Source organism: Corynebacterium sp. NML 150383, from assembly GCF_002285085.1.
GTDB classification, from domain to species: Bacteria; Actinomycetota; Actinomycetes; order Mycobacteriales; family Mycobacteriaceae; genus Corynebacterium; species Corynebacterium gottingense.
Genome location: NZ_NSGK01000003.1, coordinates 199,767 through 218,779, shown reverse-complemented (window position 1 = coordinate 218,779; position 19,013 = coordinate 199,767). Strand labels below are relative to the sequence as shown.

14 protein-coding genes are annotated in these 19,013 nt (G+C 62.0%); 12 read left to right on the top strand and 2 right to left on the bottom strand.

The window, feature by feature from the left end; all coding sequences use genetic code 11:
• Positions 1 to 245 precede the first annotated feature (245 nt).
• The 5 genes from CKJ85_RS04885 to CKJ85_RS04865 all read left to right on the top strand — a co-directional run bounded on the left by CKJ85_RS04885 (position 246) and on the right by CKJ85_RS04865 (position 7,111).
• Positions 246 to 1,235 carry a malate dehydrogenase gene (locus tag CKJ85_RS04885; RefSeq protein WP_369825021.1) on the top strand — a complete coding sequence of 330 codons (990 nt, stop codon included), beginning with the start codon at positions 246 to 248 and terminating at the stop codon, positions 1,233 to 1,235.
• Between the two features lie 22 nt (positions 1,236 to 1,257).
• The gene (locus CKJ85_RS04880) at positions 1,258 to 3,999 is read left to right on the top strand and encodes a valine--tRNA ligase (RefSeq protein WP_095553610.1); all 2,742 of its coding nucleotides are present in this window, start codon (positions 1,258 to 1,260) and stop codon (positions 3,997 to 3,999) included.
• A 10-nt stretch (positions 4,000 to 4,009) separates the two neighbouring features.
• Positions 4,010 to 5,689, top strand: coding sequence for a folylpolyglutamate synthase/dihydrofolate synthase family protein (locus CKJ85_RS04875; RefSeq protein WP_233126956.1), 1,680 nt, complete (start codon positions 4,010 to 4,012; stop codon positions 5,687 to 5,689).
• 4 nt (positions 5,690 to 5,693) lie between these two features.
• On the top strand, positions 5,694 to 6,563 hold the full coding sequence (locus CKJ85_RS04870) for a RimK family alpha-L-glutamate ligase (protein WP_158221622.1): 870 nt from the start codon (positions 5,694 to 5,696) through the stop codon (positions 6,561 to 6,563).
• A gap of 68 nt (positions 6,564 to 6,631) precedes the next feature.
• Complete coding sequence (locus tag CKJ85_RS04865; RefSeq protein WP_095535399.1) at positions 6,632 to 7,111, top strand: DUF4233 domain-containing protein; 480 nt, start codon at positions 6,632 to 6,634, stop codon at positions 7,109 to 7,111.
• On the opposite strand, the gene CKJ85_RS04860 is transcribed toward CKJ85_RS04865, so the two are convergent.
• The gene (locus CKJ85_RS04860) at positions 7,108 to 8,547 is read right to left on the bottom strand and encodes a class I adenylate-forming enzyme family protein (RefSeq protein ID WP_158221621.1); all 1,440 of its coding nucleotides are present in this window, start codon (positions 8,545 to 8,547) and stop codon (positions 7,108 to 7,110) included. The genes CKJ85_RS04865 and CKJ85_RS04860 overlap by 4 nt on opposite strands.
• A 28-nt stretch (positions 8,548 to 8,575) precedes the next feature.
• On the opposite strand from CKJ85_RS04860, the gene CKJ85_RS11990 reads away from it, so the two are divergent.
• The 6 genes from CKJ85_RS11990 (at position 8,576) to rpmA (ending at position 14,725) form a co-directional block, all read left to right on the top strand.
• Positions 8,576 to 8,899: a hypothetical protein gene (locus tag CKJ85_RS11990; protein ID WP_158221620.1), complete on the top strand. Its 324-nt coding sequence runs from the start codon at positions 8,576 to 8,578 to the stop codon at positions 8,897 to 8,899.
• Positions 8,896 to 9,306 (top strand): nucleoside-diphosphate kinase, encoded by a 411-nt coding sequence (ndk, locus tag CKJ85_RS04855; RefSeq protein WP_095535401.1) that lies wholly within the window; start codon positions 8,896 to 8,898, stop codon positions 9,304 to 9,306. The genes CKJ85_RS11990 and ndk overlap by 4 nt, the downstream gene beginning before the upstream one ends.
• Before the next feature lie 195 nt (positions 9,307 to 9,501).
• Positions 9,502 to 10,098, top strand: a complete 597-nt coding sequence (locus CKJ85_RS04850) for a TetR/AcrR family transcriptional regulator (RefSeq protein ID WP_158221619.1) — start codon at positions 9,502 to 9,504, stop codon at positions 10,096 to 10,098.
• A 458-nt stretch (positions 10,099 to 10,556) separates the two neighbouring features.
• The gene (locus tag CKJ85_RS04845; protein ID WP_369825024.1) at positions 10,557 to 13,847 is read left to right on the top strand and encodes a translation initiation factor IF-2 N-terminal domain-containing protein; all 3,291 of its coding nucleotides are present in this window, start codon (positions 10,557 to 10,559) and stop codon (positions 13,845 to 13,847) included.
• A 220-nt stretch (positions 13,848 to 14,067) separates the two neighbouring features.
• Complete coding sequence (gene rplU / locus CKJ85_RS04840) at positions 14,068 to 14,373, top strand: 50S ribosomal protein L21 (RefSeq protein WP_095275446.1); 306 nt, start codon at positions 14,068 to 14,070, stop codon at positions 14,371 to 14,373.
• Positions 14,374 to 14,398: 25 nt separating this feature from the next.
• Positions 14,399 to 14,725 carry a 50S ribosomal protein L27 gene (gene rpmA / locus CKJ85_RS04835; protein WP_095275447.1) on the top strand — a complete coding sequence of 109 codons (327 nt, stop codon included), beginning with the start codon at positions 14,399 to 14,401 and terminating at the stop codon, positions 14,723 to 14,725.
• A gap of 46 nt (positions 14,726 to 14,771) precedes the next feature.
• Here rpmA and CKJ85_RS11835 read toward each other — a convergent pair whose 3' ends face one another.
• Positions 14,772 to 15,566: a hypothetical protein gene (locus CKJ85_RS11835; protein ID WP_143340158.1), complete on the bottom strand. Its 795-nt coding sequence runs from the start codon at positions 15,564 to 15,566 to the stop codon at positions 14,772 to 14,774.
• Between the two features lie 117 nt (positions 15,567 to 15,683).
• Here CKJ85_RS11835 and CKJ85_RS04830 point away from each other — a divergent pair, with 117 nt between their 5' ends.
• Positions 15,684 to 18,998, top strand: coding sequence for an AAA family ATPase (locus tag CKJ85_RS04830; protein ID WP_095553605.1), 3,315 nt, complete (start codon positions 15,684 to 15,686; stop codon positions 18,996 to 18,998).
• Positions 18,999 to 19,013: the final 15 nt, after the last annotated feature.

The following is a 19,013-nucleotide window of genomic DNA, read 5'->3' as shown; positions in this document are numbered from 1 at the left end:
CGTCAACGCCAAGGTCATACGTTTCCATCGTGCACCACATGCGCCCCCGATGTCTCCATTCGAAGCGAAAACCACAGAAGCTAGCCAAAGTTGTGCCCAAATGGGGGGAGCAGCGCGAGAACCCACCGGCGTCGCGTTTCTATACTCGTCGGGTATGCGATCGCGTCGTCTGCATCATGAGGGTCATCGCAGGGCCATTTCAGACGGCGAGCAAGCAGTCGAGCACACATCCGAGCCAAGGAGTCATGATGACGAAATCCCCGGTACAGCCCGTCAACGTTGTGGTCACTGGAGCCGCAGGCAACATTGCTTACTCGCTGCTCTGGCGTGTCGCCTCCGGCGACGTCTTTGGCAAGGACCAGCCGGTCAACCTCACGCTGCTGGAGATCCCCGCTGCCGTGCGCGCCGCGGAGGGGACCGCGATGGAACTCGCCGATTCTGCACTCCCGCTGCTCAACACCATCACTGTCGCTGACAACGCGGCCAAGGCATTCGAGGGAGCGAACGCGGCGTTCCTGGTCGGCGCCAAGCCGCGCGGAAAGGGCGAGTCTCGCGCCGACATGCTCGCGGCCAACGGCAAGATTTTCATCGAGCAGGGCAAGGCGCTGAACGACGCCGCGGCGCAGGACATCCGCGTCCTCGTCGTCGGCAACCCCGCCAACACTAACGCCTACATCGCTTCGAAGTCGGCCCCGGACATTCCCGACGATCGCTTCAATGCGATGATGCGCTTGGACCACAACCGCGCGCTGTCCATGCTGGCACAGCACCTCGACGTGCCCTCCACCGCGCTCGAGCGGTTGGTGGTGTGGGGCAACCACGCAGACACGCAGTTCCCAGACATCACCTACGCCACCGTGAACGGCGAGCCGCTGGCCAACAAGGTGGACCGGGACTGGTACGTCGACGAGTTCATCCCGCGCGTGGCCAAGCGCGGCGGCGAGATCATCGAGGTGCGCGGGAAGTCCTCCGCGGCGTCGGCGGCGTCTGCCGCCGTGGACCACATGCGGGACTGGGTGCAGGGGACCGATGGGCGTTGGGTGACGGTGGCGCAGGCGTCGACAAGCGAATACGGCGTCGACGCTGGCCTGGTCTTCGGCGTGCCGGCAGTGGGGACCGGCGGGACGTGGGAGCCCGTCGCAGGGCTGGAGGTGAGCGACTTCCAGCGCGAGCGCATCCAGGCGAACGTGGACGCGCTCAGGCAGGAAGCCGAAGTGGCTGACGCGCTGTTCTGAGCGGGGGCTATGATGGGCAACCGTGAGTGAAGCGACGAATGATTTAGTAGGCAAGAACCGCGCGGACGCCCTTCCCAAGAGCTGGGAACCGCAGGACCACGAGTCCACGCTGTACGAGAAGTGGGTGGACAAGGGCTACTTCACGGCGGACCCCGCATCCGACAAGCCCGCCTACTCCATCATGCTGCCGCCGCCGAACGTGACCGGCCAGCTGCACATGGGCCATGCGCTCGACCACACGCTGATGGATTCCCTCGTGCGCCGCAAGCGCATGCAAGGCTACGAGGTGCTGTGGCTGCCCGGCATGGACCACGCCGGCATTGCTACGCAGACCAAGGTGGAGGCGAAGCTCAAGGCCGAGGAGGGCAAGGACCGCTACGACTACGGCCGCGAAGAGTTCATCGAGCGCGTCTGGGAGTGGAAGCAGCAGTACGGCGGCACGATCACCACGCAGATGCGGGCGATCGGCGATTCGGTCGACTGGTCGCGGGAGCGCTTTACGCTGGATGATGGGCTGTCCAAGGCGGTGCAGACCATCTTCAAGCAGCTGTACGACCAGGGCATGGTGTACCGCGACTACCGCCTGGTGAACTGGTCGCCGGTGCTCGAGACCGCGGTGTCGGACATTGAGGTCGTATACAAGGACGTCGAGGGCGAGTTCGTCTCTATCCGGTACGGCTCGCTTGACGACGATGCGCCGCACCTCGTCGTGGCCACCACCCGTGTCGAAACCATGCTGGGTGACGTGGCGATCGCCGTCCACCCCGATGACGAGCGTTACGCGCACCTCATCGGCGAGGAGTTCGACCACCCGCTGCGCGACGACCTCAAGGTCAAGGTCATCGCCGACGGCTACGTGGATATGGAGCTGGGCACGGGCGCGGTGAAGATCACGCCGGCGCACGACCCGAACGATTACGAGATGGGCCTGCGCCACAACCTGGACATGCCGATCATCATGGATGAGCAGGCCCGCATTGCCAACACTGGCACCCGCTTCGACGGTTTGAGCCGCGAGGAAGCGCGCGTCGCCGTGCGCGAGGCGCTCGCGGAGCAGGGCCGCATTGTCAAGGAGATCCGCCCCTACGTGCACTCCGTGGGCCACTCGGAGCGCTCCGGCGAGCCGATCGAACCACGCCTGTCGCTGCAGTGGTTTGTCAAGGTGGATGAGATGGCGAAGATGTCCGGCGACGCCGTGCGCAACGGCGACACGGTGATCCACCCGCAGTCGATGGAGAAGCGCTACTTCGACTGGGTAGACAACATGCACGACTGGACCATCTCGCGCCAGCTGTGGTGGGGGCACCGCATCCCGATCTGGTACGGGCCGGAAGACGAAAACGGCGAGCGCGACGTGGTGTGCGTTGGCCCCGACGAGGAAGCGCCCGCCGGCTACGAGCAGGACCCGGACGTGTTGGACACCTGGTTCTCCTCCGCGCTGTGGCCGTTCTCCACGATGGGCTGGCCCGAGAAGACGCCTGAGCTGGACAAGTTCTACCCGACCTCCGTCCTCGTCACCGCGTACGACATCCTGTTCTTCTGGGTGGCGCGCATGATGATGTTTGGCACCTTTGCCGGTAAGTTCACCCCGGAAATCCTCGGCGAGGGCAAGGGTGGCCGGCCGCAGGTGCCCTTCACGGACCTCTACCTGCACGGCCTGGTGCGCGACGAAAAGGGCCGCAAGATGTCGAAGTCCCTGGGCAACGGCATCGATCCGATGGACTGGGTCGGCCGCTTCGGTGCGGATGCGCTGCGCTTCGCCCTGGCCCGCGGCGCGAACCCGGGCGTGGACCTGCCCATCGGCGACGACCACGCCGTGGCCGCCCGCAATTTTGCTACCAAGCTGTACAACGCCACGAAGTTCGCGCTGATGAACGGCGCCGGGGTCGGCGAGCTGCCGCAGCGCCAAGCGCTTACCGACGCCGACCGCTGGATCCTCGACCGCGCCGAGGAACTCCGCAAGCGCGTCGACGCCTACCTGGACGACTACCAGTTTGCAAAGGCCAACGAGGCGCTCTACCACTTCGCCTGGGACGAGCTGTGCGACTGGTACCTCGAGATTGCCAAGACCCAGATCCCGCGTACTGATGCTGACGCGTCAGCGGAAGAGCAGCAACGGGGCCGCACAACCCAGATCGTGCTGGGCCGTGTCCTCGACGTGGTCCTGCGCCTGCTGCACCCGACCATGCCGTTTATTACCGAGGTCCTGTGGACTGCGCTGACCGGTGAGGAGACCGTAACCACGGCTGCGTGGCCGACCGCAGACGACACCAACGGTGGTGTGGAGACGGACCTCGACGCGCGCCGTCGCGTCGAGGACTCCATCAAGCTCATCACCGAGCTGCGCCGTTTCCGCGCCGACCAGGGGGTGAAGCCGTCACAGAAGGTGCCGGCGCGCTTGGACTTCGCGTCCGCGGATCTGGCTGGCCAGGAGGACATGGTGCGCCAGATCGCTCGAGTAGAGGCGCCGGGTGAGGACTTTGCTGCGTCGGCAAGCATCGAGATGCGCCTGAGCCAGGTCAACCTCGACGTGGCGCTGGATACCTCCGGCACGGTCGACGTGGCTGCCGAGCGCAAGCGCCTGGAGAAGGAGCTCGCCGCCGCGCAGAAAGAGCTGGACACCACCGGTGCGAAGCTGTCCAACGAGCAGTTCCTGACCAACGCGCCGGAGCAGGTCGTGGAGAAGATCAAGGTGCGGCAGAAGGTTGCGCAAGAGGAATTCGAGCGCGTGACCGCGCGACTGGAAACGCTGCCGGAGAAGTAGACTGGCTCGCATGAGCGAGCAGTACGACCACAGCGACAGCACCACCCACGGCGACGAGCAGGAACGTGACGAGCTCACGCCGGTGCGTGAGCGCGACACGGAGTTCGGCCGTATCTCCATGACGGACAGTGGCATGACGCTGAATCTGGGTGATACTCGGGCCGCCGACAGCGTCGAGCCCGACGGGTCTCCGGAAGGCTCGGAGAACGACGAGCTTGCACGCCTCGCTGGGCTGGTGGGGATGCGCGTTGGGCAGCTGGCGAGCGACGACGGCGAGCCGATCAGTCGGGTTCCTGAGTACTCCGGGGATAGCGCTGCACTCACGCGGGTCAGCGAGAAGCTTGATGCTCGCGCCGGTGCTGCCGACCCGAACCCGAGCCTTGACCGCGTTGCCGCATTGATGGATTTACTCGGTTCGCCCGAGCACACGCTGAAGGTGATCCAGGTCGCGGGCACGAACGGGAAGACGTCGACCGCGCGGATGACTGAGTCGTTGCTGCGCGCACTGGGACACCGCGTGGGGCTGTTCACCAGCCCTGAGCTCACGCGGGTGACCGAGACGATGCTCATCGACGGCGCCGAGATCGCGCCGGAACGCTTCGCGGAAATTTTTGACGAGCTCGAGCCTTTCGTGGAAATGGTCGACGCGCAGTTTGCCACCCCGCTGAGCCGCTTTGAGGTGCTCGTAGCCATGGCGTTCGTGGCGTTTGCGGACGCGCCCGTCGACGTCGCCGTCCTGGAGGTCGGCATGGGCGGGACCTGGGACGCGACGAATGTGGTGGACGCCGATGTCGCCGTGATTACCCCGATCGGGCTTGACCACCAAGCGTTCCTTGGCCAGACCATTGCCGCGATCGCGGCACAGAAGGCCGGGATTATTAAGCCCCGCGAGGCGGACGCGTTGAGCGCGTTGAGCCCGGCGGAAAACATTGCGGTGGTCGCCGAGCAGGAGCCGGACGCAATGCACGCGATTCTCGAGCGTGCGGTGGACACAGAGGCAATCGTTGCTCGGAGCGGCAGCGAGTTCTCGGTAGGGAAGTCCACGGTTGCCGTCGGCGGCCAACAGCTCACGCTGTGCGGACTCGGTGGAGAGTACGACGGCATCTTCCTCCCACTCGCGGGCGCCCACCAGGCGGCGAATGCGTCGCTTGCGCTCGCCGCGGTGGAGGCGTTCTTCGGCGTGACCCGCGAGCACCCGCTTGATGCCGACGCCGTTCGCGCGGGATTTGACCAGGTGACGGTCCCGGGGCGGATTGAGCGGTTTGGTAAGGACCCGGTCGTGCTTATCGACGCCGCCCATAACCCCCACGGCGCCCGCACCCTCGCCTCCGCACTCGAGCGAGACTTCAACTACACGGGTCTGATCGGCGTGGTGTCGATTTTTGGGGACAAAGACGCACGCCAGATGCTGACAGCGCTGGAGTCCGAGCTGCGCGATGTAGTGATTACTCAGAACTCATCCCCACGTGCGATGGACGTCGACGAGCTGGCGGATGTGGCGTACGACGTGTTCGGTGACGACCGCGTTCGGATCGAGGCGCATCTGCCGGCGGCGGTGGAACTGGCGCGCGAGGTCGCCGAAGAGTCTGGCGAAGACGGCATGGGCGTGTTGGTCACCGGGTCCATCGCCACCGCCGGTGATGCCCGCACCTACCTCACTGCGCTGGACGCGCAAGAGCCCGAGGCGTAGTGCGGTGGGCTGCGACGCTGCCTGGCTGGTGACCAACCGCTGGCTGCACTGGGACAAGTTTGAGTGGCAGTTCGGCGCTCTTGCGCGTGCGGCCGGCGCGGTCGGGCTTGATTTGCGGCGAGTGAGTACCGATGAGGTTGTCGCCGCGATGGGCACCGGTCCGCTGCCGCGCGTCGCGCTTATCCAGGACAAAGACGTTGCCGTCGTCGCGCAGCTCGAAGCGCTGGGGGTGCGCACCATCAACACCGCGGCCGCGATCGCTGCGTGCGATAACAAGGCGTACACGCACGCGGTGCTTTCTCACGCCGGCATTGCGCACCCGTGCACGTTGACTGCGCCGCTGGCGTACCGGAACTTATCGGCCGCGGAATGGGAGGAGAGCGAATTCCTCGCTGCCGTGGACCGTCAGTTGGGCTACCCGGTCGTGGCGAAACGTGCAATCGGCTCGTGGGGGCAGGGGGTCGAGCTGATCCACGCCCCCGCGGAGCTGGTCGCGTTCCTCCGCGCCGCTCATCCCGCGCCCGTGATCGTGGAGGAATACATCGCTGAATCCCACGGCCACGACGCCCGCATCTTCATGGTTGGTGAGACCCCAGTTGCTGCGATGCAAAGGTTCGGCCAGGGAGGTGACTTCCGCGCCAACGTGACCGGTGGCGGTCGCGCGGTGCCGTGGGATCCGCCCGCGGACTTCGTGGACACTGCACGCACAGCGATGGGCGCGCTCGGCCTGGATATTGGTTCGGTCGATTTCCTCCATGCGTCCAGCCCGCTTGTCGGCGAGGTGAACTCGAACGCCCAATTTGCCTCCCTCACGGAGGTGACGGGAATCGACGTCGCCGCTCGAGTAATTGAGTACTGCGTCCAGGCGCGTTGATCGAAGCGCTTGTCGACGCCACCGCGCACCAGTTATGGCCCAACCGTTCTCAGCGATACGATGAGGGCATGGCTGACCAGAACAACACCCGGCGCTCGCGCCGCGGCGCGCGTCGCGAGCCGGATATGAGCCCCCTCGGCCCGGGCAAGGCCCCGGTCAAAGACCCGATGGCAGGCCTGACCGGCGTACTTTCCGGCACGCTCGTGATGGAAGCGATCACGATCTTCCTCATCCTCACCGTGATTCTCAAGGTTGAGAACGGGGAGCTCTGGACCACGTTTAACTGGGTCTACGTCACCGTCATCGGCCTCGCGCACGTGGTCGTTGCGTTCTTCCAGAAGAAGCCGGTGATGCTGTGGGTGGACCTGGCGCTCCAGATTCCGCTCATCTTCGGGTTTTTCATCCACTGGTCCGTCACTGCCGTCGGCATCACGTTCGGCGTGGTGTGGTTCTTCATCATCAAGCTGCGCTCGGAGATGCTGCAGCGTATGCGCGCCGGGTACCTAGTTACCCAGCACCTGGGCACTGCAGAAGACCCGGCGCGCTAGTCTGCGTGCGGCAGGTCGCGCAGCTGGGTGCGGAGGATTTTCCCGGCTGCGCTACGGGGGATCTCTTCGACAAAATCTACGACGCGCACCTTCTTGTACGGCGCGACCCGGTCAGCCACGAACCGCATGACACCGTCGGCTGTGAGGCGGGCAGACGTGGCTGCCGGTGAGGGTGCGGGCACGACGAAGGCGCGGGGGACCTCGGTGCCATTGAGCACAAAGGGGGTGACGGCGGCGTCGACAATTGCTTCATGCTCGAGCAGCGTGGCCTCCAGCTCGGCCGGAGCGATCTGGTAGCCCTTGTATTTGATCGTGTCTTTGGCGCGTCCGATGATGTAGAGCTCGCCGTGCGTTCCCACGCGCGCGAGGTCCCCGGTTTGAAACCATTCACCGATCGGCTCTTGCCCGAGGTAGCCGCGCATGAGCTGTGGCCCGGCGACGGATAATTCACCGTCGGAACCGATGCGGAAGCGGGTATCGGGGAGCGGGAACCCCACCGAGTCCGGAGGCGTTTCGCCGCGCACGCCAACAAAGGTGACCGGCGACGTCTCGGTCATTCCGTACCCCTGGATCACGCTCGCGCCCAGTCGCGACTCCACCGTTCGTGCCACCGTGGGGTCGAGTCGATCCGCGCCGCTGATGATCAGTTCGAGTGCGTTGAAGGCATCGGCCGGGGCGGTCTCGAGGACGCGCGCGAGCGGCGGGGCGATGAATGTGAGCTGCACGGCGAAATCGCGGTGCGCGCTCACAAAGCGCTCCGGATCAAAGCGCTGCATCGTGAGCACGTGATGCCCCAGCATGAGCGGGGTGAGCAGCAGCGCGGTCAAGCCATAGATGTGTGAGAAGGGCAGCGGCGACATCGTTGGGGTGTGAGTACCCACCCCACTTCGTGCAATCGCTGCAGCAAACTGGGTCATGTTTGCGCTTACCGACGCCCCCGTCAACCCCACCGCCTTCTGCATCCCCGTGGTGCCCGACGAGTACGGAACGAAGGCGAGCTCTTGTGCATTCGCAGCACTGACTGCGGGCGTGTGGTTAGCAGCGTCGCGGCGTGGCCAACCGGCGGGAGTCGTGCCGCGTATCAGCGCTTGCGCCTGCTCCATCCGGATGAGGCCGAGTTGTGGGTCTGCGCCGGCGAGCTCGGCGAGATGTCTCGCTTCATGGTTGCGAAGTAGCGGGCCGATCAGACTGGACGCTGCACCCGCCTGGGCGATGCCGAGGATCACGGCCGCAAACTCCACCGAGTTTGGGAGTTGGACCGCGATGACGGGGGAGGGTGATGTTGTGGCGTGGGCCAGTACGCGCGAGACGTTGTTAGCGAGTGTGCGGAGCTCGCGGTAGGTCACCGTCGTGCCCGTGGACAGGTCTGTCAACGCGGGTGCGTCAGGAAGGCCTTGGCTAAGCGCGAGCTCATGGAGCGGAACATGCTGGTACATCCCCCTAAATCTTAGTAGCTTGGAGGGCATGCGATTCTTCCTGCTGGTGCTTGCTGCGGTGATGTCGCTTGTCGCCGTTGGTGCGTCGTTGTTTGCGTGGCCGAGTTGGGTCGGCGCCGCTGCGATCGTGATCGCGGGCGGTGCTTTGGCATGTGCGCTGTACATGAAGTATCAGGACATGGGTGCCCCGGATCTTTCGCTTGACCCGGAACAGCGTACGACAATTATGCGGATGATCCGTGAGGGAAATGAAGATGGTGCGGTTCGGCAGGTGCAGTTGTGGAAACGTGACGCGACGCCCGCAGATGCATCGCGCATCGTGCGAGAGGTTTCGGTAGAGTCTGGTCCATGACCGAACGTACTTTGATTCTTATTAAGCCGGACGGCGTTGCCCACGGGCACGTCGGTGAAATCATTTCCCGCATCGAGCGCAAGGGCTTGAAGTTGGTGGAGATGGATCTGCGTACCGCGGACCGCGAGACCGCCGAGAAGCACTACGAAGAGCACAAGGATAAGCCGTTCTTCGGTGACCTCGTAGACTTCATCACCTCTGCGCCGCTGGTTGCTGGCATCGTTGAGGGCGAGTCTGCGATCGCTGCCTGGCGCCAGCTGGCAGGCGGCACCCACCCGGTGGAGAAGGCGACCCCGGGTACCATCCGTGGCGACTTCGCGCTGACCGTCGGTGAGAACGTGGTGCACGGTTCCGATTCCCCGGAATCTGCAGAGCGTGAGATCGCCATCTGGTTCCCCAACAAGTAACCAACCACACCAAACTTTCGACAACGCTACCCCCGGAAGAGCGCATCCTGGGGTAGCGTTTTTCTATGCTTTCCTGGGCAAAACTCGTAAATCATTCAGATGATTTATTGCGACTCAATACATATGTCACAATGCATAGGAAAGCGTCACGCTGCGATGAGTCCATCGTATGCTTTATCGGAGAAAGGCTCGGAGATGGTCAACGACAAGCCAGAGCAAGAACGTGCAAAAGCGAAGCGCGCGTCTATTGAAAAGGCCACGATTGATCTTCTCCTGCAGGAGGGAATGTCCTCAGTCACTCATCGGCACGTGGCCGCGCGTGCTGGGGTGCCGGTTGGCTCGATTGGTTACTACTACGAGAGCCGTGAGAAGCTCATCCAGACGTGCTTTGAGCGATTCCACGCCGTACAGGCGGCGATCCTTGAGGAGGCGCTGAAGGACCCCAAGATTCGAGAAGATCGGCGTGAGCTCGCTGCAGCGACGCTGGATCTTGTGACCTGTGGGCACCGAGACTGGGTGCGCGGGATTATTTCCGCAACCGTCGATGCCGAGCGCGAGGCACCCGCGTTGCAGGAGATGGTCAAAGAGCAGTTTTACGAGGCAGTCAACGCCATCGACGCACTGCTCAAGTACGCGGGCGTTACCAACGCGGACGGCGAAGCAATTCTCGGAGCAATTGTTGGGTCATCCCTTGTTGTTGCGGGTTGGGATAAACCAGTCGTCGAAACAACTATTGGCGGAGTTGTGCGCTTCCTCGAGCTTGCGGAGGGGCCGCAGAGCGAGAACCACTAGCGGTTGGTCAAGAGGACTGACCGTGGACAGGGCGGGGTAAACGCGCGGGGCGGGGGCCTGTGCCACAATAGATGGCAAGCATCGCGTCGTTGACGTCCTTGACGATATTCACGTTGTTGACGTTGTTGACGCCGCGCGTGCTGACAAACTTTGACATTGAAGTCCCGCGCATTCGCGCGGCACTGTGCGGCGGCGGCAGGAAATGCCAGCGCCCGGTGCCCGGCGCAGAAGCTGTGCGGGCAGACGCATAACAGGAGAATAGGTTCGTGGCACAGAACGAGGAATCCACGCCAAAGAAGCGCCGCAGCACGAAGGCGACGGCGAAGAAGTCGACAAAGCCGGCCAAGAAATCGACAAAGAAGTCAACAAAGAAGGCTCCTGCGAAGCGCGAACAGCCAGCCAATGAGCCAACGGTCAACCCGTACGCGACGTTTGACCGCTCTCGCCTCAAGGACAAGATGCGCGTCTTCCAGTTGGCCAAAGAGCTCAACGTGCCTTCGAAAGACCTGGTCGTTGCGCTGTCGGACATGGGAGTAGTCAAGGTAGCGCAGTCCTCGCTCACTCGCGCGGAGAGCGAGCAGCTTCTCGACGCACTGTCTCCCGACACCAACGCACCCCAATCAAGCGACGCTGGGGACGAGTCTTCCGACGCGGACGAGAAGATCCGACACCGCGTACGCAAAGACGTAGAGAACGAGATCCACCAAATTGAGGACAAGGTCAATGCCGAGTTGGCCACCGCAGATGAACCGGGCACGGATCCGAGCGGCGATGCTTCCGACGAGCCGCTTACTGACGTGGAACCTGACGTGACGCCGGCGCCAGAGGACGAGTCGGTCACCGAGTACGCTCCGCTGTTCAAGGCTCCGACTCGTTCGCAGCGTCGACGCGCTCGTCGTGCAGCGCAAGCTGCCCGTGCCGCTGACCGCGAGGTGGCAGAAGGATCCGACGGACTGGATGACTCGGACGCCTCATCTTCTGATTCTGGGGACGGTACCTTGCGCACAGCGGAAGGAAGCTCTGCGGACTCCGCGCGCAGCGGGCGGCAGAAACGGAACCGCGGCAACGCAAAGGCGAGCAAGGCCAGCGATTCACGTGGGCAGGAAAACGCTAATGGTGCAGAGCGTGGCGTCGATACGCAAGAGGCTGAGCAGATAGACGAACCGAAGGCGATCAAGGGATCGGCTCGTCTGGAAGCGAAGCGACGTCGCCGCAGTGAGCGGAGCGCGGAGGAGCGTAAGCGCTCGCGCATCGTCAGCCAGGCAGAGTTTCTTGCGCGCCGCGAATCCGTTCAGCGCACCATGGTGGTGCGGGACCGCGAGCGGCACTATGGCACGGGAATGGTGACACAGGTCGGGGTGCTCGAGGACGGCCTGCTTGTTGAGCACTTTGTTGACACAGAAGACCAGGTCACCATGGTTGGGAACATCTACCTTGGGCGCGTGCAAAACGTGCTGCCCAGCATGGAAGCCGCGTTTATTGACTACGGACAAGGCCGAAACGGTGTGCTGTACGCGGGCGAAATCGACTGGAAGTCTGCTGGACTCGGGGGTCGCGCGCGACGAATTGAAAACGCGCTGAAGTCCGGCGACCAGGTCGTCGTCCAGGTCACCAAAGACCCGGTTGGGCATAAGGGCGCCCGTCTGACGACCCAAATTTCGTTGGCGGGGCGGTTCCTTGTCTATGTTCCGGGAGGACGGACAGCCGGGATCTCCCGCAAACTTCCGGCCCCGGAGCGTAAGCGCTTGAAGGAGATCCTCCACAAGGTTGTACCTGAGGAGGGTGGGGCGATCATCCGCACCGCTGCCGAAAACATCACTGAGGAAGCTATTGCGGCGGACGTGCAGCGCCTTCACAGCCAGTGGGAGGAGATCAAGGAACTCGCCGAACGTGAGAAGAAGTCTCATGGCGCGAAGCCGGTGACCCTTTATGAGGAGCCGGCACTATTGATCAAGGTCGTGCGGGATCTTTTTAACGAAGACTTCAATAAACTCATCGTTGACGGCAAGAAGTCGTACAAAACTATTCGCGCGTACGTTGAATCCGTCGCGCCTGACTTGCTCGGACGCGTCAAGAAGTACCGCAGCAAGAAGCACGATGGACGCGATGCTTTTGAGACGTACCGCGTGGATGAGCAACTCGAAAAGGCTTTGGCTCGGAAGGTGTGGCTACCGTCCGGTGGCACCTTGATCATCGAACACACCGAGGCGCTGACGGTTATCGACGTCAACACCGGCAAGTACACCGGATCCGGCGGAAACCTCGAGGAGACGGTGACAAAGAACAACCTCGAAGCAGCCGAGGAGATTGTTCGCCAAATCCGCCTGCGCGACATCGGCGGCATGATCATCATCGACTTCATCGACATGATCCTGCCGGAGAACCAAGAATTGGTTGTTCGACGTCTCAAGGAATCACTGGGGCGCGACCGCACCCGCCACAATGTCTCCGAGGTAACTTCTCTGGGTTTGGTACAGCTCACTAGAAAGCGTCTTGGGAACGGTCTTCTTGAGACGTTCTCTGTACCCTGCCACTGCTGCGACGGTCGAGGCATTCTGCTGACCGAAGATCCAGTTGTTGAAGAGAAGCGAGCGCGATACGGGCGCGTCGATTCCAGGCGACTCCCGTCCGGGCAGCACCCTGCGGCCAGAGCGATGCATTCTGCGCTCTCCGAGGCACCGAAACCCGTAGAGAAGGCGCTGGATGACGAGGCCATCGACGAATTGGCGGATGCTGTTGTGGCGGCAGAAAAGGAGAAGGAGGACGAGCCGAAGACTTCGTCGAGGCGACGCGGTCGTCGCGGCTCCGGTCGAGGTCGCGGACGAAATCGTTCGCAATCGCCTGAGCAGAACGCACCAGACGCCGAGGAGCACCGAGATCAGCGCGGCAGTGAGGAAAACACTGTTCTTAGCTCGGAGCCAGCAGAGAACGACGGCGTCAATGAGGCCGGAAGTGAAACTCAGCAGTCCGATGGTGGCAATGAGCGTGGTGGACGCAACAGGCGCAGGCGACGTCAAGCGCAGCGAAAGAACGCGAAGGCCGAGCACTCGAAGCCAGTTGAGGCGTCGGGCGGAGCTTTCGGGGATGCCGACGACGACAACGATCATGAAGACGCGCCGGCGCAGCGAACCTCGCGAGCAGGGCGATCCAAGAAGCGTCGCAGCGCTCGGAGAGCAGCAACCCGCAGTTCCTCGATCGAGACTGAAGCTCCTGCGCAGGGAGAAAACGAGAACACTGGCAACTCGCGGCAGAGCTTTGAAGATGCAGTGGCGGACTTTGAGAAGTCACCGCGGCGTCGACGGAAGACACGGGGCAACTCTCGCTCCGATCAACGGCCACAACGCAACGAGTGGGACGACGATCCGCAGGCGAGTGAAGCCCAGCAACCTGTAAGGCGAGGCACGACGGATCAATCTGGTACGCAAGACCGAGGGGCGAACGCCGGTGAATCGACGGGAAAGCGTGGCAGCGCCGAAACTTCCCGTGATGCCTCTGGAGGCCGTCGTCGCCGTCGAGCGGTACGGCGGACGAATCGGAGTGAGTCGTCCGAGCACGGTTCCGCGCCCAACCCCCGACAAGATGGCGGGCGTAACCCTCGCAATGCCGGCGCCCACGAGGACACCAGCCGCCAACGCGGCACCCGTGGACACGAAGGTAAGGACAAGGACTCGGAGCAGCATGGTGAGGAGGCAGGACGCCAGCGAAGCCGGCGCGGCCGCCGACGGGCCGCACGCAAGCGCCGCTCCTAGCGCCCGAGGTCGTTGAGGCACAGCGCCCCAGGTCGCGGTTTGGAGAAACGCCCCGGTTCGGTGTAGTCTTTGGCAGTCGTTGTTTTTGGGGCGTGCCGCCTCGTTGCCCAAGCATGCGGGCACGGCGGATCGATCAGGTCCTGAAGCACTGAAATGAAGTTCCATGCGTCCACCGAAGCATGCCGGCGGATGCGCGAGTAGAGATAAGGGGTAACCCTCTATGTACGCGATCGTCAAGACCGGCGGCAAGCAGTACAAGGTTGCCGAAGGCGACCTCGTCAAGGTCGAGAAGCTGGAGGGTGAAGCAGGCGACAAGGTTGCACTCACCCCGATCCTTCTCGTTGATGGCGCAGACGTCACCTCCGGCGCAGATGCACTGTCCAAGGTCAATGTTGAGGCTGAGATCGTCGAGCACGGCAAGGGTAAGAAGATCGACATCCTCAAGTACAAGAACAAGACCGGTTACAAGGTCCGCCAGGGCCACCGCCAGCAGCTGACCACGGTCAAGATCACTGGCATCAAGTAAGACTTACTTTTAAGGAGATAGACAAATGGCACACAAGAAGGGTGCATCCAGCTCCTCGAACGGTCGTGACTCTGAGTCCAAGCGCCTCGGCGTGAAGCGCTTTGGTGGCCAGCAGGTCAAGGCCGGCGAGATCCTCGTCCGTCAGCGCGGTACCAAGTTCCACCCCGGCGACAACGTCGGCCGTGGCGGGGACGATACCCTGTTCGCGCTCAAGCCGGGCGCTGTCCAGTTCGGTATCAAGCGTAAGCGTCGCATCGTGAACATCATCCCGGCCGATGGTGAGGGCGTTGCCTCCGAGGTCCTGGAGCAGGCAGAGGCTGCAGGCGTCGTTGAGGACGAAGCCACCGCGTAAGCCAAAGTTGGCAACACGCTAGGCCGCGTGGCCCCGATTTCGGGGGCTACGCGGCTTTTTGCATGCCTGGAGAATCTGCCGGAACGGTGGTGTGACCTGGAGGGCCATATCCCTCGGCTACAAGCGTAATGCGGCCTAATGAGATCAACTCGCGGTCGGCGAAATCGGATCCGTGAACTACTGATCCATCCGCGAGCCGCACCCCGGTGGAACAGGCGCTTCCTTTCATAATGGCCTGCAAGTCACTCATCGGCATAACCGCGTGCGCGCAACCTCCTGTCGAGTGAGCCTGCCTTTTTCCGCACAGCCAAAGAATTGGATCAAGTGGATCACCGGTTTTATTGGTGCCGCTCCTGAGCGTATTGACGACATCCTCTAGAGCGCTGGAATCGCCTGTAAACGTCACAGTCGTCTTCGCGCCGGAGCGCCTTACTCGCACCCCGTCCTGGGGGCTCTGGGTCGGTTGATATGCCTTCTTGATTCTCCGCGCTGTGCGACGGACAACGTCTGTGTCACCTGCAGTATTGCAGAGTTCTTCGCGGAATTTCCACCGCTGTGTCGGATCTTTAATACTGCGAGAAGCACGGAAAATGAGCGCTAGAGTTTCGACGCAATGTTCGTTGTTCGCTGCGTACTTTCGGCACCGTTTCTGGTATCTCGTGTGCACTACCGGGCGAAAGAGCAGCTCCGCGAGGTCGAGCACATCCATCGCGTAATCCTCTGGCATCCCTAGTTGAACGAGCTCGCCGAGTGTTTTATTTGATCTGGCAACCCACTCGGCGAGTTTGATGCCATTGCGACGGAACATAAAGTAGTTGCTAATTTCGTTTGAGTAGTCCATGAGTCGAACCTACCGAAAAATTGTGTGTGTCGTCAAGGGGTTGCGAAAATGCATATTGAGCGCACATGCATGCGGGGCTGACGTAAGGTGGAGCAGAATTCGCGAAAAGGAGTGTAGATGCAGGCAACCACGCACGATGATCTCGCAACCCTACTTGAGCAGCTCCCTTTGGGTGGAACGCTGACGGTAACACCTGGGGAGTACTCAGTTGGAACACTTCGCGTTGTAGGGCGCACCGTGCAGGCGAGTGGTCGGGGTGTAATCTTCCATGGCCGCGTCGTACTTGCCGATGGTGCGGCATTAGTTGGTGTGAGCGTGATGGGGCCGAATGAGGCAAACGCTGTCATTTGTAACCTTGGACAAGCAACCCTGAGCTATTGCACTGTGCGAATCCCGACAGTTTCGACGTACCCTGCTGTCGGGGTCAAAGATGCGCAGCTCAACGTGGTGAATTCTGATGTACGTGGCAGCGACGCCAAGAAGGCGATCCTTGGCGCGCAAAATGCTCAAATCGCAGTTGAACGATCCCACACCGACGCGCTCGAAATTCTTTCAAATGTGAGTGCAACGATCGCTTCGTCCACAGTGGGGACCCTCATCATTAATAAGGGCGGACGTGCCCACCTCGGCGAAGGCGTAGCCATCAAGACTCCGGCAGGTAAGAGAATTGCAGCTGTCGCTGGCGGAGGTGTGCTCGAGGGGCAGCGCGCGCACGTCGATACGAGCCGCCCCGAGATCTTTGTGAAGGACGCTACGGTCCGGATTCCGCAGATGAGCAGCCAAACTGGAGAGCGCATTACCGTCAAGGCTTCCGGTGGCGCGACGGTTGATGTTGATCAGAGCTCATGCGTCGTGGAGCGGGAGAGCGCTGACGAAACAGAAGTTCGGTGGAGTGCTTCCGAAGGTGCGGACTTTGACCGCGTTGTAGCCCCAAGGCTTGCGCCAGAGGCGACGGTGATTCTTGAAGCCGGGGAGTACCGGATGCAGTCGGTGCCGGAAAAGATGCGGCACTTCACAATTCGAGGGGCTGGTCGCGACGAAACCACGATCGCGGTCACCGGCGCGCTTTGTGCGAAAAACGGCGGCACCGTGCGCATTGAGGACGCAACGATTCTGCAGGCAGATGGGCAAAACTGCTTCAACGTGTTTGACCAGTCGTTTGGCGAGCTAGTTCGTACGCGTGTCGTCACCGCGCAACGGTCGAGCAATATGCCCGCCATTTTTGCCAGGGGCAGAAGGCTCTTGCTTGAGGATGCGATTGTTGAATCTCCCGCGGGTGTAACAAATGCGACGCTCTCGGTGAGCGGAGGGGAACTTGTGGCCAAGCGGTCATTTCTCGGGTGGTCGCAGATTCTCGACGGTGTGCTGGCCGTATTTGAAAACACGCGAGCGTTCTCGATCATGGCTGAAAACTCGCGGCTATCTGGTTCCTTGGTGCTCCACCCGTCGATGGCAAACTTCCGCCAGCTCGTCCTCCAAAACGGCAGTCGAGGCGAGTTCGATGAGCTCACTCTCTTTGCCTCCTACGGTGAGTTTCTGGTCAATGGCTCCGTGCTCAGCGTCGAAGATACAAAGCTCACGCAGGGTGCGCAGATTGCAATCTACTCGCAGAATGGCAGCCAGGTGGACGTCGACGTTGCCGCCGTATTCGAAAGCGTCGATGGGCAATGGAAGCAGGTCCAAGCGCCCACGCCGGTCAACGGGCCCACGTCAGCAAACACGGGGAAGAGCGGTCAAGTCAGCGAAAGTTCCCAAGGACGCGGCGCTGCAGGGGCTGTCGCCTCGGCACCTGGCGATCCGATGGCGCAGATCAACGAGCTCATCGGCCTTGCGAGCGTGAAGCGGCAGATCGCCTCCTTTATGGACCGCGTGAAATTCAATCAGCGCCGCAATGAGCTTGGCCTCGCATCCGAGCCGGTGGTTATGCACTCCATGTTCCTCGGCAACCCGGGTACAGGTAAGACGACCGTCGCTCGCCTTCTTGGCCAGGCGCTGTATAGCGCAGGAGCGGTGCGCACGAACACTTTCGTCGAGGTTGGACGTGCGGACCTCGTTGCGGAGCACATTGGTGGCACCGCCCAGAAGACGAACAAGGTGCTTGAAGAAGCCCGCGGCGGCGTCCTGTTTGTGGACGAGGCCTACGACCTTCACTCTGAGGGAGGCAACGACTTTGGCAAGGAAGCCGTGAATGCGATCCTCACATTTATGGAGAACAACCGCGAAGACATCGTGATTATCTTTGCAGGTTACACAGACAAAATGCAGGACTTCCTCTCAATGAACCCCGGTTTGAAGTCCCGCATCCCGAACCGGTTTGACTTTGAGGACTACTCTGCCGACGAGCTTGCGCAGATCGGTGCGGCGAGCTTGGCAAAGAAGGGCTACACCTTTGATGAGGAAGCGCTGCATTCGGCGATCCGCCGTCAGTATCGACGTTCCGGCGACGGTTCGAATGGCCGTTGGGCGAGAAACTTCGAGGATAAGCTCATCAGCTCCATTAGTAGTCGACTTGCACGCGAATACGCGGGTGATCTGTCGAAGGTGACGAATGAGGAAATTACGAGCGTGACTGACGCCGATATTCGCGCGGTTTCGGGCGGAGAATCGAGTGGTCAGCGTGTCGAAGAGCTGTTGGATCAGCTGGAGAGCCTGATTGGCCTCGAAGAGGTCAAGCAGTGGGCGGCCGAATTGGTGCGCGTTGCGGAAACGAATCAGCGCCTCGAAGCGCAAGGTCTGCAGACGTCGTCGCCGACCTACCACATGGTCTTTTCTGGCAACCCGGGTACTGGCAAGACGACCGTTGCGCGTATAGTGGCGGAAATTTTCCACGCACTCGGCATTCTGGAATCCCCCACTGTCAAGGAAGTCACGCGCTCTGACCTCGTCGGATCGGTGATTGGCGCGACTGAAAAGCAGACCACCCGTGCGCTGGATGAAGCGCTCGGCGGCGTCCTGTTCATCGACGAGGCGTACCAGCTCACCGCAGCAGGCGGCGCTAACGATTTCGGTCTGCAAGCAGTGGAGACACTGCTTCCTCGCCTGGAGAATGACCGGAGTAAGTTCATCGCCATTCTTGCCGGTTATACAAAGGAGATGGACGAGTTCATGAATGCAAACCCAGGCTTGCGTTCGCGTATCCCGAACTCCATTGAGTTCCCCGACTATTCGCCCGTCGACGTCGCGCGCATTGTGGAAGCAAGCATCACCGGCAGGGGCTGGCTTGTCGACGCTGACTTGCTCACCGATACTGTCGTCGCAGCCTACGAAGCACTTCCGCCCGCGGAGCGAAGCAATGGTCGCTGGGCCCGCAATTTCGCGGACCGGCTAGAGCACCAGCACAAGCTGTGGATCAGTCAGAACAATGTGTCCGGTGAGGAGCTTCGTCGAATTTCAGACGACACCGTTCGCGCGGTGGCGGGTATCGGCGAGTAGTCGATCCCCGACCCG

Excerpts from the sequence above, each read along its gene's own strand:
- CKJ85_RS04885 (WP_369825021.1), top strand. The coding sequence starts at position 246 with ATGATGACGAAATCCCCGGTACAGCCCGTCAACGTTGTGGTCACTGGA.
- CKJ85_RS04875 (WP_233126956.1), top strand. The coding sequence starts at position 4,010 with ATGAGCGAGCAGTACGACCACAGCGACAGCACCACCCACGGCGACGAG.
- CKJ85_RS04865 (WP_095535399.1), top strand. The coding sequence starts at position 6,632 with ATGGCTGACCAGAACAACACCCGGCGCTCGCGCCGCGGCGCGCGTCGC.
- CKJ85_RS04860 (WP_158221621.1), bottom strand. The coding sequence starts at position 8,547 with ATGTACCAGCATGTTCCGCTCCATGAGCTCGCGCTTAGCCAAGGCCTT.
- CKJ85_RS11990 (WP_158221620.1), top strand. The coding sequence starts at position 8,576 with ATGCGATTCTTCCTGCTGGTGCTTGCTGCGGTGATGTCGCTTGTCGCC.
- ndk (WP_095535401.1), top strand. The coding sequence starts at position 8,896 with ATGACCGAACGTACTTTGATTCTTATTAAGCCGGACGGCGTTGCCCAC.
- CKJ85_RS04850 (WP_158221619.1), top strand. The coding sequence starts at position 9,502 with ATGGTCAACGACAAGCCAGAGCAAGAACGTGCAAAAGCGAAGCGCGCG.
- CKJ85_RS04845 (WP_369825024.1), top strand. The coding sequence starts at position 10,557 with ATGCGCGTCTTCCAGTTGGCCAAAGAGCTCAACGTGCCTTCGAAAGAC.
- rplU (WP_095275446.1), top strand. The coding sequence starts at position 14,068 with ATGTACGCGATCGTCAAGACCGGCGGCAAGCAGTACAAGGTTGCCGAA.
- rpmA (WP_095275447.1), top strand. The coding sequence starts at position 14,399 with ATGGCACACAAGAAGGGTGCATCCAGCTCCTCGAACGGTCGTGACTCT.
- CKJ85_RS11835 (WP_143340158.1), bottom strand. The coding sequence starts at position 15,566 with ATGGACTACTCAAACGAAATTAGCAACTACTTTATGTTCCGTCGCAAT.
- CKJ85_RS04830 (WP_095553605.1), top strand. The coding sequence starts at position 15,684 with ATGCAGGCAACCACGCACGATGATCTCGCAACCCTACTTGAGCAGCTC.